Consider the following 13,574-nt stretch of genomic DNA (forward strand, 5'->3'; position numbering starts at 1 on the left):
GTCAGGCCGCCAGGCGCAGGTTGTTGAGGATCAGTGGGCGGGCCCAGCCGCAATCGAAGTCCAGGGCCTTTTGCTGCTGCACCAGTTCTTCATTCGGATACGGTTCGGCCGCCGCTGGCAGCAGGTCCAGTTCGAACTCGGCAATCGGCAGGAACAGCGGCTTGGGTTGTGGCGCCGAGCCTGGCTCGGGCAGTGGCTGGCCAGCGGTCAGGACGATCGGGCGTACCCAGCCGCTCTCGAAGTTCTGCTGGCGTTGCTGGGCGACGATTTCATCATCCGGGAACGGCACGGCCGCGGGTGGCAGCAGGTCCAGCTCGAATTCGGCAATCGGCAGAAACAGCGGTTCAGGCGGGGCGACCTCGGTGCCCTGGACGTCGCAATGACGTTGGGTAACGATTTGGGTCAGCAGGTCGCTGCCGGCGCTGGGTTCGATCGAGGTATCCACCGGCACCGGATCTGCGGCCAGCTGCGCACCTGGCTCCTGGCCAAGTTGCTCGGCCAACGCCCGGGCGAAGAAGTCCTGCCACACATGACTGACGCCGGCCAGCGCTTGGGTATTGCGCAGGCCGAAGTGGTTGTGGGTCGGCAGGACACCGGTGAATAGGGAATGAATGTCTGACATTTCTCTCGGTCGACGCTCAGGGTCTGGCAAAATGCCTGATCCTTTTTTATCGGCCGCTTTTTGCCGATCCTTAATATTTTTGAGCGTAGTAAACGATGAGCGAACAACCCGCGGCCAGCCGCATTCGGGTCGAGGCCTTGGCCGAAGGTTTCCAGGCCCGTGCCCAGTACTGGGCCGAGCAGCTCGGCCTGCCGTTGCAGCTGGCGGATGCCGATTTTGCCCTGCAAGTGGGTGAGCACGGCCTGCAACTGCAACAGCTGGGCGCCGATGCGCCTGGGCCGGTGCGGGTGGATTTTGTCGAGGGCGGCGCGGCCCATCGCCGGCTTTACGGTGGTGGCAGCGGGCAGATGATCGCCAAGGCCGTAGGCGTGTCTCAAGGTGTGCGCCCCCGGGTGCTGGATGCCACGGCGGGCCTGGGCAAGGATGCGTTCGTGCTGGCCAGCCTGGGCTGTGAGATGAGCCTGATCGAGCGGCAACCGTTGATTGGTGCCTTGCTCGAAGATGGTCTGGCGCGTGGGGCCGATGATTTTGAAGTGGCGCCCATCGTTGGGCGGATGACCCTGCTCAAGGGCAACTCCATCGAGCTGATGCGTAACTGGGAAGGTGAGCCGCCGCAGGTGATCTACCTGGACCCGATGTTTCCTCATCGTGAGAAAAGCGCCCTGGTGAAGAAGGAAATGCGCCTGTTCCGCCCGCTGGTGGGTGACGATCCGGATGCCCCGGCGTTGCTCGCGGCGGCCTTGGCCCTGGCCAGCCACCGGGTGGTGGTCAAGCGCCCGCGCAAGGCGCCGTGCATTGACGGGCCCAAGCCGAGCCACGCGCTGGACGGCAAATCCAGCCGGTACGATATTTACCCTAAAAAAGCGCTCAAGGCCTGAGGGCCCCGTCGCCGGCAAGCCGGCTCCTACAATAAACGCAATCACCTGTAGGAGCCGGCTTGCCGGCGATGGCGTCAGATCGATCAACGACTGTTCAAGGTCGATACGCCCGCATAAACAACCCCACCACTTCCTGCACATGCTCTTCGGCGGCCGCTTCGCTCAAGCGGTCGCCGCAGCCATACAGCAAGCAGAAGTTCGCCGTGCCCTTGAGCAGGCAAAAGAAGTGTTCGGCTGCGGTAAACGGCTTGTCGATGCTCAGCGCACCGCTCTGGTTGATCTTGCCCAGCAAGCGCTCCATCCCCTGCAGCATCCGCATGGGGCCGGCTTCGAAGAAAATCTGCGACAGCTTCGGATCCTGATTGCCCGACGTCATCATCAAGCGGTGCAGGTTCACCGACTCCTCACTGTTGATCAGCAGGTGAAAGCCCCGGGCGATGTTGAGCAGCACCTTCTCCACCGGCACACCGTCGGGCAGCTCGAAATACATGACCGGCAGTTGCGCTTCGCACTTGGCCTCGACGGCGGCGGTGAATAGCGTTTCTTTGTCGGTGAAGTGGCTGTAGACCGTCAGTTTCGACACGCCAGCCTCAAGGGCGACGGCATCCATGCTGGTACTCGCATAACCATTGCTCAAAAACAGGATTTTCGCCGCGTCGAGGATTGCCTGGCGTTTTGCCATGTCCTTGGGGCGCCCAGGGCTATTGGTGTTTACAGGATTGTCGGACATTTTCACTTTAATACTGGACTGGTGAGTTTGGTATTAATAACATACCGGCCAGTATAATTATTCCAAGCACCATTTGCGAAAGGTCCTTCAGCATGCGCAGCATCTTCCTGCACCTCGCGTTGCCTGCCAGCCTTGCTCTTTTACTGGCTGCCTGCGGCCATGAAGAAGCGGCCCAAACCACCGTCCGCCCGGCCATGGTGGTGCAGCCACAACCCTCTGCGTTGGCAATGGACAGTTATCCAGGCGAGGTGCGTGCCCGGTATGAACCGGACCTGGCCTTTCGCATCGGCGGCAAAGTCAGCCGCCGCCTGGTGGAGGAGGGCGAGCGCGTCAAGGCCAACCAGCCGCTGGCGGAGCTCGATCCCCAGGATGTGCGCCTGCAACTGCAGGCTACCCGTGCCCAAGTCACGGCGGCCGAGGCCAACCTGAGCCTGGTGCGGGCCGAGCGTGATCGCTACAAGACCCTGATGGACCGTCAGATGGTCAGCCGCTCCCAGTACGATAATTCCGAAAACCTCTACCGCGCAGGCGTCGCCCGCTTGCAGCAGATCAAGGCAGAATTCGACGTGGCCAACAACCAGGCTGGCTATGCCGTGTTGCGCGCGCCCCAGGACGGGGTGGTGGCCAAGCGTGCGGTGGAAGTCGGGCAAGTGGTGTCTGCGGGGCAGACCGTGTTCACCCTGGCTACCGATGGCGAGCGTGAAGTGTTGATCAGCTTCCCGGAGCAAAGCTTCGGCCGCTTCAAGGTCGGCCAGCCGGTCTCCGTGGAACTGTGGAGCCAGCCCGACCAGCGTTTCGAGGGGCGTATTCGCGAGCTGTCGCCGGCAGCCGATCCCAAGTCACGCACCTTCGCCGCCCGCGTCGCCTTCAACGCCGGCAAAGTCCCGGCCGAGCTGGGGCAGAGTGCGCGGGTTTTCATCCAGGCTGACGGCGTGGTTCCGTTGTCGGTGCCGCTGTCTGCCCTCAGCGCAGAGAACGGTGCGTCCTACGTCTGGTTGGTCAAGCCGGATAACACCCTCAAGCGCACAGCGGTGCGCATCGGCGCCTTCGGCGAAAAAAGCGTGCCGGTGCTCGAAGGCCTGACCCCCTCCGACTGGGTGATTGCCGCCGGTGTGCATGTGCTCCATGAGGGCCAGCAAGTACGCCCGGTGGATCGCTCCAACCGGGTGGTGAATCTGGCGGCCAACAAGGAGTAGTCCCCGATGGGTTTCAATCTTTCCGAATGGGCGTTGCGTAATCGCCAGATCGTACTGTTCCTGATGCTGCTGCTGGCCGTTGTCGGTACGTTGTCCTACACCAAGCTGGGGCAAAGTGAAGACCCGCCGTTCACCTTCAAAGCCATGGTGATCAAGACTAACTGGCCAGGCGCCACGGCCCAGGAAGTCTCGCGCCAGGTCACCGAGCGTATTGAAAAGAAATTGATGGAAACCGGCGAGTACGAGCGCATCGTCTCGTTCTCCCGCCCGGGCGAATCCCAGGTCACGTTTATGGCGCGGGACTCGATGCACTCGGCGCAGATTCCCGACCTGTGGTACCAGGTGCGCAAGAAGATCAGCGATATCCGCCAGACCCTGCCCCCGGATATCCAGGGCCCGTTCTTCAACGATGAATTCGGCACCACCTTTGGCAATATCTACGCCCTGACCGGCGAGGGTTTTGACTACGCCGTGCTCAAGGACTACGCCGACCGCATCCAGATCCAGCTGCAGCGGGTGCCGGATGTGGGCAAGGTCGAGCTGCTGGGGTTGCAGGACGAGAAGATCTGGATCGAGCTGTCCAACCTCAAGCTCGCCACCCTCGGCCTGCCCCTGGCGGCGGTGCAACAGGCGTTGCAGGAGCAGAACGCGGTGTCCACCGCCGGCTTTTTTGAAACCCCGAGCGAGCGCGTGCAACTGCGGGTGTCGGGTAACTTCAAGGCGGTGGAGGAAATCCGCGATTTCCCGATCCGCGTGGGCGGCCGCACCTTCCGCATTGGTGACGTGGCCGAGATCCACCGTGGCTTCAACGACCCGCCCGCGCCGCGTATGCGCTACATGGGTGACGATGCGATCGGCCTGGCCGTGGCCATGCGCGATGGCGGGGACATCCTGGTACTGGGCAAGGCCCTTGAGGGCGAATTCGCACGCTTGCAGAAGAACCTCCCGGCAGGCATGGAGCTGCGCAAGGTGTCGGACCAGCCCGCTGCGGTGAAGACCAGCGTGGGCGAATTCGTCCAGGTGCTGGCCGAAGCATTGGCGATTGTATTGCTGGTGAGTTTCTTCTCCCTCGGCGTGCGTACCGGCATGGTGGTGGCCCTCGCGATTCCGCTGGTGTTGGCCATGACCTTTGCCTGCATGTATTACCTGGGGATCGGCCTGCACAAGATCTCCCTGGGTGCCTTGGTATTGGCTTTGGGCCTGCTGGTGGACGACGCGATCATCGCCGTGGAAATGATGGCGATCAAAATGGAGCAGGGCTACGACCGTCTCAAGGCCGCCAGTTTCGCCTGGACCAGTACGGCGTTTCCGATGCTTACCGGTACGTTGATCACCGCAGCCGGCTTCTTGCCGATTGCCACCGCGCAATCGAGTACCGGTGAGTACACCCGCTCGATCTTCCAGGTGGTGACCATCGCGCTGCTGGCCTCGTGGGTTGCCGCCGTGGTGTTTGTGCCATACCTGGGGGAAAAACTCCTGCCGGACCTGGCGAAGATTCATGCGGCCAAGCACGGCACTGATGGCCCGGATCCTTACGGCACGCCGTTCTATCAGCGCGTAAGGCGCTGGGTGGAATGGTGCGTGCGCCGGCGCAAAACCGTGATTGTACTGACCGTGCTGCTGTTTATCGGCTCGGTGGCGCTGTTCCGCTTTGTCCCGCAACAGTTCTTCCCGGCGTCCGGGCGCCTGGAGCTGATGGTCGACCTGAAACTGGCGGAAGGCGCCTCGCTGAGCAACACCGCCGATCAGGTCAAGCGTCTCGAAGGCTTGCTCAAGGCGCATGCGGGGATCGAAAACTACGTGGCCTATGTCGGCACCGGTTCACCGCGCTTCTACTTGCCGTTGGACCAGCAGTTGCCGGCGGCCAGCTTTGCCCAGTTCGTGGTGCTGGCCAAGACCATCGAGGAGCGCGAAACCCTGCGCACCTGGTTGATCGAAACCCTCAACGAGCAATTCCCCGACCTGCGTTCGCGGGTCACCCGCCTGGAGAACGGCCCGCCGGTTGGCTACCCGGTGCAGTTTCGCGTGACTGGCGAGCACATCGAAGAAGTGCGGGCCCTGGCGCGCAAGGTCGCGGCCAAGGTGCGGGAAAACCCCCACGTGGTGAATGTGCATCTGGACTGGGAAGAACCGAGCAAGATCGTCTACCTCAATGTCGACCAGGACCGCGCCCGCGCCTTGGGGGTGAGCACGGCCAACCTGTCGAAATTTCTCCAGAGCTCCCTGACCGGTTCCAGCGTCAGCCAGTACCGGGAGGACAACGAGTTGATCGAAATCCTCCTGCGCGGCACCGTGCATGAGCGCACCGAGTTGTCGCTGCTGCCGAGCCTGGCGGTGCCGACCGACAACGGCACCAGCGTGGCGCTGTCGCAGATCGCCACCCTGGAGTATGGCTTCGAGGAAGGCATTATCTGGCATCGCAACCGCCTGCCCACGGTGACCGTACGCGCCGATATCTACGGCAAGGAGCAACCGGCGACCCTGGTCCAGCAGATCCTGCCGACCCTGGCCCAGGTGCGGGCCGAACTGCCGGACGGTTACCTGTTGGACGTGGGAGGTACCGTCGAAGACTCCGCCCGTGGCCAGAACTCGGTGAAGGCCGGCGTGCCGCTGTTCATCGTGGTGGTGCTGACCTTGCTGATGCTGCAACTGCGCAGCTTCTCGCGCACGGCCATGGTGTTTCTTACCGCGCCCCTGGGGCTGATTGGCGTGACGCTGTTCCTGCTGGTGTTCCGCCAGCCGTTTGGCTTTGTGGCCATGCTTGGGACCATCGCGTTGTCGGGGATGATCATGCGTAACTCGGTGATCCTGGTGGATCAGATCGAGCAGGACATCAAGGCGGGCCTGGAGCCGTGGCAGGCGATTATCGAAGCCACCGTACGGCGCTTCCGCCCGATTGTGCTGACGGCGCTGGCGGCAGTGCTGGCGATGATCCCGCTGTCGCGCAGCGTGTTCTTCGGGCCAATGGCGGTGGCGATCATGGGCGGCTTGATCGTGGCCACGGCCCTGACCTTGCTGTTTTTGCCGGCGTTGTATGCGGCGTGGTTCCGGGTCCAGCCTAAGTCGGCATAAACCTGCGTAAAGCGGCTACACGGTTCAGGAACTGTTTCTTGCGTGCCTGCCACTCAGGGGTTACCTGGGTTGCAGGTGCCTTTTTCTGACAACGAAGTTGCTACAGGAAGAGGTTTAATTAGACGTGAGGAATGACCTATGGGCTTGTTTGCGATGGGTGGTATAGGTATTGGTATCGGCGTGATGCCGATGATGGCGTTCAAAATGGGCAAAAAGCGCAACAAGTGCAAGCCCCCCTGCAAGCCTACGCCATGGCAGCCGACGCTGCCGCGGCCTTGCGCGAGTAACGTCAAGTTCGAAGGTAAAATCACCTACGGCTGATGACGCCCCTGGTGCAGTAACACAAACGCCCCGATTTTTCGGGGCGTTTGTATTTGTTGCCGGCGATGGATCTACAGCGCGCCGAACACTTTCTTCGCCAGGCTGGTCGCGGCGGCTGCCGGGTTCTGGCGGATGCTTTCTTCCTGTTGGGCAATCATCTTGAACAGGCCGTCCAGCGCTTGTTCAGTCACGTAGTTTTCGACGCTGTCACTCTTGCCACCCAGCAAGCCCATGGGCGCTTTTTTGGCCAGCGCGTTGTACTGCTGGGCTACGCCGACCTTGTCCGTGGATTGCTTGACGATCGGCAGGAACTTGGCGCGGATCTGCTCGCGGCTGCTTTTGTCCAGATACTGGGTCGCCGAATCCTGGCCGCCGCTGAGGATGCCCTTGGCGTCGCTCACGCTCATGTTTTTCACGGCGTTCACCAGAATCGGCTGGGCCTGGGTCACGGCGGATTCGGCAGCCTTGTTCATGCTGGCTTCAAGCTGGGTGATCTGATCGCCCATGCCGAGCATTTTCAGGGCGCCGGCGGCTTTTTCAAGCTTGCCCGGCAAACCGATCTTGACCTCGGGGTTGTTGCTGAAACCACCGGGAGCCCCCAGTTGCTTGACGGCAATCTGTGCGCCTTGGGTCAGGGCGTCCTTCAGGCCACCCGTGGCGTCGCCCTGGGACAGGTCACCGAGGGACAGAGCCATGGCGTTGGCACCGAGCAGCAGGCCGGCGCACAGGGCGCTGAGGCGAAGAGAGTTACGGAGCATGGGCGCTTCCTTTTAATCGACTGGATCAGTGGGCAACGGCATCAACGCGCAGGCGAAGCGGCTGGGGATCCTGGCCGTTCAACTGCACCGAATGACGCTCGGTGGTAATAAACATTAGCTTGCCATCCAGCTCGATGCGAGCGCTGACCGAATAGCTGTGGCCAGGCTTGACCTGGGCCGGGTCGTAGCTCAGGTGGAAAGGCAGCGGCACCTGGCCGTTGACCGGGCCTTTCTGCTCGGCCAGGGTCACGGCGGGCGCATCGGCCAGGGACACGTCCAGAAGGCTGACGCTCAAGGTGGCGGCCGGTGGCAGGGCGATGCGCTGCAGGTAGAACACTTCGCCATCAAGGCTGGCTTTGGGCGCAGGATTCATCGAGTGACAGGCTCCCAGCAGGGCGGTCAGGCCCAGGAGAATGATCTTTTTCATGGTACAGCTCCTTGTCGACGGCGCCAGAAACACCCTGGCGCCCTGGTAAATCTAGCGGGTTTCGTCCGGCTCGACGTCCGGCGCGGGCGCTTCGTCGTTGCGGTGCAGCGCCACCTGGCGGATCGACAGGCGAATCTCTGCGGGCAACACCCGTTTGGCGGCGCCTTCGGCCAATTCGCCGAGCAGGTCGTGGTAACTCAACTTGCCGGCTTCATCGCGGCGCAGCACATCTTGCTCGAGCAACGTCTGAATAAAATGTCGGAAAAGGCTCTTGTCGAAGAACTCCGGGGCATTCAGGCCATGCAGGATCGACAGGCGCTGGGCCATGACCGTGCACAGGTCTTCCAGCTCTTCGGCGCTGATGCTGTTCTGGCCGCTGTTAAGCAGCAGGGAAATGGCCATGTAGAAGCGTTGCAGGGTCTGGGCAATGCTCTTGGACAGCAGGGTCAGCAGCACAAAGTTGCGCGAGCTGGGCGCCGGGCGCAGGTAGATGTTGTTTTCAAAGCGCAGCAGGCCTTGTTCTACCAAGGCTTCGAGCCACTGGTCGACCACCGCGTCGAGCTCGTCCAGGGACCAGCGGATAAACAACTCCGATTGCAGGTACGGATACAGCGCGCGGGTATAGCGCAGGATCTGTTCGCGGCTCATGCGCGAACTGCTCTGGAAGAAGCTGGCCAACAACGCCGGCAGGGCGAAGATATGCAGCACGTTGTTGCGGTAATAGGTCATCAGGACCGCGTTTTGCTCGTCCAGATAGAGGATTTTGCCCAGGGCATCACTCTGTTCGGACAGCAGGTGCATGTCCTTGACGTGCTTGATCAAGGCCTGGCCGTCACCCTCGGGCAACGTGGTATGGGGCGAGTAGGGCACCCGGCGCAGCAGCGCCAGGTACAGGTCCAGCACCCGCGCCATGGCCTGGTCGTCCAGGGCCAGGCGGCTGGTGGACAGTAGCGCCAACGCCACCAGGTTCACCGGGTTGATCGCGGCGGCCTCGTTGAGGTGCTGGGCCACGCGCTCGCCGAGGCGGTTGGTGGTCTCGTTGAGCCAGGCGGGCTTGTAGTTGGGCGCCAGCTCCTGGGTACGCCAGTCCGGTTGCTCGTGGTCGAGGAACTCCGCCAGCTTGATCGGCTCGCCGAAGTTGACCGCCACCTGGCCAAAGCGCTGCTTGAGCGCGCCAATGACCTTGAAGATATCGAAGATCGACTCTTTCTTTTTCGTCGCCCCGCGCAATTCGCCCAGGTAGGTGCGACCTTCCAGCACCCGCTCGTAGCCGATATACACCGGCACAAACACGATTGGCATGCGCGAGGAACGCAGGAAACTGCGCAGGGTAATCGCCAGCATCCCGGTCTTGGGCTGCAACATGCGCCCGGTCCGTGAGCGCCCGCCCTCGACGAAGTACTCCACCGGGAAGCCTTTGGTAAACAGGGTGTGCAGGTATTCGTTGAACACCGAGGTGTACAGCGGGTTGCCCTTGAACGTGCGACGCATGAAAAACGCCCCGCCCCGGCGCAGCAGGCTGCCGATCACCGGCATATTGAGGTTGATCCCGGCGGCGATGTGCGGCGGGGTCAGGCCGTTCTTGAATAGGAGGTAGGACAGCAGCAGGTAGTCGATGTGGCTGCGGTGGCAAGGCACGTAGATCACTTCGTAGCCCTGGGCGACCTTTTGCACACCTTCGATATTGTTGACCTTGATCCCGTCGTAGATTTTGTTCCAGAACCAGCTCAGCACCACTTCGAGGAAGCGGATGGCGGTGTAGGTATAGTCCGAGGCGATCTCATTGCCATAGCGCAGGGCCTGGGCCTTGGCTTTTTCCGGGGTAATTTTTTCCCGCTCGGCCTCGTCGAGGATTGCCTGGCGCACCAGTGGCATGTTCACCAGGCCCTTGACCAGGTTGCGCCGGTGGGACAGGTCGGGGCCGATCACCGCGGTCTTCAGGTTGCGAAAGTGCACCCGCAGGATCCGTTGGGCCATGCGCACCGTACGTTCGTGACCTTTATTGTGCTCGATCAATTCACGCAGGTTGATTGGCGCAGAGAATTGCACTCGGGTCTTGCGCCCCAGGATCAGGATGCTCAACAGCCTGCGCAGGCGCCCGGTGACTGCCCAACTGTCGGCGAACAGCAGTTTCCACGGGCTCGACTCGCTGGCCGGCGATTGGCCCCAGAACACGCTGACCGGGATGATCTGCGCGTTTTCTTCGGCGTGCTCGGTCAGGGTGTTGACCAGGCGCGTCAGGGTCGGCGGCGCGCCGCGCTTGTCCTGGCGGCCGAGCCAGTCCGGGTCGGGGGTCAGGTAGAAGAACGCCGCCGGCTCCATCAACGGGCCAACGGCCACTGGCAGCACCGGGCGCGGCAGGCCGGCCTTGGTGCACTCGGCATCCACCACGGCCAGTTCGGTCAGGGAGGGTGATTGCAGAACGTAGAACACCGGCCGGCTGCGGTCCAGGTTAAGGGTGAGGGACGACTGGTTGATCGTCTCCGAGCGAACCCAGAGGTACAACAGTCGGCGCAAGGTGCCAAATACCAGACGGCGGAACGGGGAGCGGGTCATAGGCGTGCTGCTTTGAGTGGAAAAAACCGAGCAGGCGCTCGGGCGGGTAGTGTGCCGTATTCGCCGAAAATCGGCAAAAAAGCAGCGAAGTAAAGTTGAGTTGATCGTTTTTGAGCCTGTCTTATACTCGGCAGTTCAATGCGACTGACTCAACAATAAAAACCAGTGGGAGCAAACAGATGACAACGCGCGAAACCGGCAATGTGAAGTGGTTCAACGACGCCAAGGGCTATGGCTTTATCCAGCGGGAAGACGGCAAGGATGTGTTTGTGCACTACCGCGCCATCCGTGGTGAAGGCCACCGCTCCCTGGCCGAGGGCCAGCAGGTGGAATACGCCGTGGTGACCGGCGAGAAGGGCTTGCAGGCGGAGGATGTGGTCGGTCTTTAAGGCAGATTTCTGCAACGCCGCTGAACCCATGTGGGAGCGGGCTTGTGTAGGAGCTGGCTTGCCTGCGATACAGGCACCTCGGTCTCTCTGTCAGACCACGGTGATGCTATCGCAGGCAAGCCAGCTCCCACACAAGCCAGCCCCCACACTGACCAGGTTGGGTCAGGCAGTTTTCCAGGTGATCTGTTCTTCACCATCGGTGCTGATCCGAATCCAGGTGTCGGCGCTTTCTTCGCCCTCTTCCTCGACCCACGTCCCCGGCGCGCAGCGCACTTCAACGTTCAGCGCGGCAAACGCCGCACGGGCGCAGGCGATGTCGTCTTCCCACGGGGTCTGGTCGCTTTCCAGGTACAGGCTGTTCCACTTGCCCACGGCCTTGGGCAGCCAGGTCACTGGCACATTGCCGGCCTTGCACTTGTAGGTCTGGCCCTTTTGTACCCAGTCGGTACACGGACCCAGGGCGGCGCCCAGCCAGGCGGCGATGGCCTTGTGGTCGACGTCGGCGTCCTTGAGGTAAATCTCGATATCGGGTTGGCGCATGGATGTTCCTCGTTGCGGGATTCGAAAATCCATTCGCGGATTCAGGGTGGGCGCGAACGCCCGGAAAAGTCGGTTATTGAAGCACGAAATAGTCGTAGCGCATCGAAACGGTGACCCGCAGCGGTTCGGCCTGCTCGATCACCTGGGCGCGGCGCTCGGCGCTGGCGCGCCAGCCGTGGGGTGTCATCGCCAGCAGATTAGCGCGGTCCTTGGGGTCGGCCAGGCTGAGCTTGAACTCCAGCACTTCGCTGTGTTGCAGGCTCATGCCGTCCGGCACCAGGGCCAGGTGCTTATCGTCGGTGTACTCGCGCACTTCGTCGTACAGGCGTTCGCGCAGCTCCATCAGGTGGCCGCTGGTCGGGCCAACCTTCATCAGGCCGCCGCCAGGGCTGAGCAGGCGCTTGGCTTCCTGCCAGTCCAGCGGGCTGAACACGCTGGCGAGGAACTGGCAACTGCCGTCGGCCAACGGCACCCGGGCCATGCTGGCGATCAGCCAGGTCAGCGTCGGGTTGCGTTTGCACGCACGCTTGACTGCTTCCTTGGAAATATCCAGGGCATAGCCATCAGCGCGTAACAGGGCATCGGCTATTTGTGCAGTGTAATAGCCTTCGCCGCAGCCAATATCCAGCCAGCGCTGGGGTTTGCGTTCCGCCGCCAGTGCCGCCAGGCGCTTGGCCACTGGCGCGTAGTGCCCGGCGTTGAGGAAGTCGCGGCGCGCTTGCACCATGGCCAGGTTATCGCCCGGATCGCGGCTGTTCTTGTGCTGCACTGGCAACAGGTTCAGGTAACCCTGGCGGGCCCGGTCGAACCGGTGCCCGGCCGGGCATACCACGCCATGGTCCACCTCATTGAGGGGGGCGCTGCAAATGGGGCAGGCGAGCATCAGGCGAGCAACTTGATCAGGGTCTGGTAGTAGATTTCGGTCAACACATCGAGGTCGCTGGCCAGGATACGTTCGTTGACCTGATGGATCGTCGCGTTGACCGGGCCCAGTTCCACCACTTGGGTGCCGAGGGTCGCGATAAAGCGCCCATCGGACGTGCCGCCGCTGGTGGAGGCCTGGGTCTCGCGGCCAGTGATGGCCTTGATGCTGGCAGACACCGCATCGAGCAGCGCGCCCGGCTCGGTGAGGAACGGCAGGCCCGACAGCGCCCACTCCACATGCCAGTCCAGGCCATGCTTGTCGAGAATCGCCGCGACCCGCTGCTGCAGGCCTTCGACGGTGGACTCGGTGGAGAAGCGGAAGTTGAACACCGCCGTCAGGTCACCGGGGATCACATTGGTGGCGCCGGTGCCGGAATTGAGGTTGGAAATCTGGAAACTGGTCGGCGGGAAGAAGGTGTTGCCATCATCCCAATGCTCTGCGGCCAATTCGGCCAGGGCCGGGGCGGCGAGGTGGATCGGGTTTTTCGCCAGGTGCGGGTAGGCCACATGGCCCTGCACACCGCGCACGGTCAGGGTCGCGCCGAGGGAGCCACGGCGGCCATTCTTCACCACGTCGCCCACCAGGGTGGTGCTCGACGGTTCGCCGACGATGCACCAGTCCAGGCGCTCCTTGCGTGCCGCCAGGCGCTCGATCACGGCCTTGGTGCCGTGGTGCGCCGGGCCTTCTTCGTCGCTGGTGATCAGGAAGGCGACCGAACCCTTGTGGTCCGGATAGTCCTTCACAAAGCGCTCGGAGGCCACCAGCATCGCGGCCAGGCTGCCTTTCATGTCGGCCGCGCCACGCCCGCACAGCATGCCGTGTTCGTCGATCAATGCGTCGAACGGGTCATTCTGCCAGGCCTGCACCGGGCCGGTCGGGACCACGTCGGTATGGCCGGCGAAGCACAGTACCGGGCCTGCATGCTTGCCGTGGGTGGCCCAGAAGTTATCCACATCTTCGATGCGCATCGGCTCAAGCGCAAAGCCGGCGTCGCCCAGGCGCTGCATCATCAGCTTCTGGCAGTCGGCGTCGATCGGCGTCACCGACGGGCGGCGGATCAAGTCGATAGCGAGTTGGAGGGTCGGCGAAAGGTCGGCGTGGGCCGTCATGGGGGAGCTCCGAAAGCGTGTTATGGGCGCAGGACGAATTTGAACAGCGGC

At 62.5% G+C, this 13,574-nt stretch carries 13 protein-coding genes; 5 read left to right on the forward strand and 8 right to left on the reverse strand.

Annotated features, from left to right (window positions below; translation table 11 throughout):
- Position 1 precedes the first annotated feature (1 nt).
- Positions 2-622: an energy transducer TonB gene (locus tag AC19YY_RS17785; protein WP_500604605.1), complete on the reverse strand. Its 621-nt coding sequence runs from the start codon at positions 620-622 to the stop codon at positions 2-4.
- 95 nt (positions 623-717) lie between these two features.
- Here AC19YY_RS17785 and AC19YY_RS17790 point away from each other — a divergent pair, with 95 nt between their 5' ends.
- Entirely contained in the window at positions 718-1,500 is a 783-nt protein-coding gene (locus tag AC19YY_RS17790) for a class I SAM-dependent methyltransferase (protein ID WP_500604606.1), read from the forward strand.
- A gap of 94 nt (positions 1,501-1,594) precedes the next feature.
- Here the strand turns inward: AC19YY_RS17790 and AC19YY_RS17795 are convergent, their stop codons facing one another.
- Positions 1,595-2,230 (reverse strand): TetR/AcrR family transcriptional regulator, encoded by a 636-nt coding sequence (locus tag AC19YY_RS17795; protein ID WP_169955717.1) that lies wholly within the window; start codon positions 2,228-2,230, stop codon positions 1,595-1,597.
- A 92-nt stretch (positions 2,231-2,322) separates the two neighbouring features.
- Between AC19YY_RS17795 and AC19YY_RS17800 the strand changes: the two genes are divergently transcribed.
- The 3 genes from AC19YY_RS17800 to AC19YY_RS17810 all read left to right on the forward strand — a co-directional run bounded on the left by AC19YY_RS17800 (position 2,323) and on the right by AC19YY_RS17810 (position 6,819).
- Positions 2,323-3,426: an efflux RND transporter periplasmic adaptor subunit gene (locus tag AC19YY_RS17800; protein WP_170042934.1), complete on the forward strand. Its 1,104-nt coding sequence runs from the start codon at positions 2,323-2,325 to the stop codon at positions 3,424-3,426.
- 6 nt (positions 3,427-3,432) lie between these two features.
- Positions 3,433-6,498, forward strand: coding sequence for an efflux RND transporter permease subunit (locus tag AC19YY_RS17805; RefSeq protein WP_172314538.1), 3,066 nt, complete (start codon positions 3,433-3,435; stop codon positions 6,496-6,498).
- Positions 6,499-6,636: 138 nt separating this feature from the next.
- Entirely contained in the window at positions 6,637-6,819 is a 183-nt protein-coding gene (locus AC19YY_RS17810; RefSeq protein ID WP_169955720.1) for a hypothetical protein, read from the forward strand.
- 71 nt (positions 6,820-6,890) lie between these two features.
- On the opposite strand, the gene AC19YY_RS17815 is transcribed toward AC19YY_RS17810, so the two are convergent.
- From AC19YY_RS17815 to plsB, 3 genes are read right to left on the reverse strand one after another with little or no spacing between them, the layout of a single operon-like run.
- Positions 6,891-7,577, reverse strand: a complete 687-nt coding sequence (locus AC19YY_RS17815) for a DUF4197 domain-containing protein (protein WP_169955721.1) — start codon at positions 7,575-7,577, stop codon at positions 6,891-6,893.
- A 25-nt stretch (positions 7,578-7,602) separates the two neighbouring features.
- Positions 7,603-8,004 (reverse strand): YbaY family lipoprotein, encoded by a 402-nt coding sequence (locus AC19YY_RS17820; protein ID WP_169955722.1) that lies wholly within the window; start codon positions 8,002-8,004, stop codon positions 7,603-7,605.
- Between the two features lie 51 nt (positions 8,005-8,055).
- On the reverse strand, positions 8,056-10,560 hold the full coding sequence (gene plsB / locus AC19YY_RS17825) for a glycerol-3-phosphate 1-O-acyltransferase PlsB (RefSeq protein ID WP_169955723.1): 2,505 nt from the start codon (positions 10,558-10,560) through the stop codon (positions 8,056-8,058).
- 179 nt (positions 10,561-10,739) lie between these two features.
- Here plsB and AC19YY_RS17830 point away from each other — a divergent pair, with 179 nt between their 5' ends.
- A complete protein-coding gene (locus tag AC19YY_RS17830) occupies positions 10,740-10,949 on the forward strand; it encodes a cold-shock protein (protein WP_003189131.1) in 210 nt (69 codons plus the stop codon).
- A gap of 162 nt (positions 10,950-11,111) precedes the next feature.
- Here AC19YY_RS17830 and AC19YY_RS17835 read toward each other — a convergent pair whose 3' ends face one another.
- The 3 genes from AC19YY_RS17835 to dapE form a co-directional block, all read right to left on the reverse strand.
- Positions 11,112-11,489, reverse strand: coding sequence for a hypothetical protein (locus AC19YY_RS17835; protein WP_029300131.1), 378 nt, complete (start codon positions 11,487-11,489; stop codon positions 11,112-11,114).
- Between the two features lie 73 nt (positions 11,490-11,562).
- Positions 11,563-12,372, reverse strand: coding sequence for a putative RNA methyltransferase (locus AC19YY_RS17840; protein ID WP_170042932.1), 810 nt, complete (start codon positions 12,370-12,372; stop codon positions 11,563-11,565).
- The gene (dapE, locus tag AC19YY_RS17845) at positions 12,372-13,523 is read right to left on the reverse strand and encodes a succinyl-diaminopimelate desuccinylase (RefSeq protein WP_169955725.1); all 1,152 of its coding nucleotides are present in this window, start codon (positions 13,521-13,523) and stop codon (positions 12,372-12,374) included. Before dapE ends, AC19YY_RS17840 begins: the two co-directional genes overlap by 1 nt.
- Positions 13,524-13,574 lie beyond the last annotated feature (51 nt).

Source organism: Pseudomonas sp. MF09156 (genome assembly GCF_059862305.1).

Coding starts and splice junctions, on each gene's coding strand:
- AC19YY_RS17785 (WP_500604605.1), bottom strand. CDS start 622: ATGTCAGACATTCATTCCCTATTCACCGGTGTCCTGCCGACCCACAAC.
- AC19YY_RS17790 (WP_500604606.1), top strand. CDS start 718: ATGAGCGAACAACCCGCGGCCAGCCGCATTCGGGTCGAGGCCTTGGCC.
- AC19YY_RS17795 (WP_169955717.1), bottom strand. CDS start 2,230: ATGTCCGACAATCCTGTAAACACCAATAGCCCTGGGCGCCCCAAGGAC.
- AC19YY_RS17800 (WP_170042934.1), top strand. CDS start 2,323: ATGCGCAGCATCTTCCTGCACCTCGCGTTGCCTGCCAGCCTTGCTCTT.
- AC19YY_RS17805 (WP_172314538.1), top strand. CDS start 3,433: ATGGGTTTCAATCTTTCCGAATGGGCGTTGCGTAATCGCCAGATCGTA.
- AC19YY_RS17810 (WP_169955720.1), top strand. CDS start 6,637: ATGGGCTTGTTTGCGATGGGTGGTATAGGTATTGGTATCGGCGTGATG.
- AC19YY_RS17815 (WP_169955721.1), bottom strand. CDS start 7,577: ATGCTCCGTAACTCTCTTCGCCTCAGCGCCCTGTGCGCCGGCCTGCTG.
- AC19YY_RS17820 (WP_169955722.1), bottom strand. CDS start 8,004: ATGAAAAAGATCATTCTCCTGGGCCTGACCGCCCTGCTGGGAGCCTGT.
- plsB (WP_169955723.1), bottom strand. CDS start 10,560: ATGACCCGCTCCCCGTTCCGCCGTCTGGTATTTGGCACCTTGCGCCGA.
- AC19YY_RS17830 (WP_003189131.1), top strand. CDS start 10,740: ATGACAACGCGCGAAACCGGCAATGTGAAGTGGTTCAACGACGCCAAG.
- AC19YY_RS17835 (WP_029300131.1), bottom strand. CDS start 11,489: ATGCGCCAACCCGATATCGAGATTTACCTCAAGGACGCCGACGTCGAC.
- AC19YY_RS17840 (WP_170042932.1), bottom strand. CDS start 12,372: ATGCTCGCCTGCCCCATTTGCAGCGCCCCCCTCAATGAGGTGGACCAT.
- dapE (WP_169955725.1), bottom strand. CDS start 13,523: ATGACGGCCCACGCCGACCTTTCGCCGACCCTCCAACTCGCTATCGAC.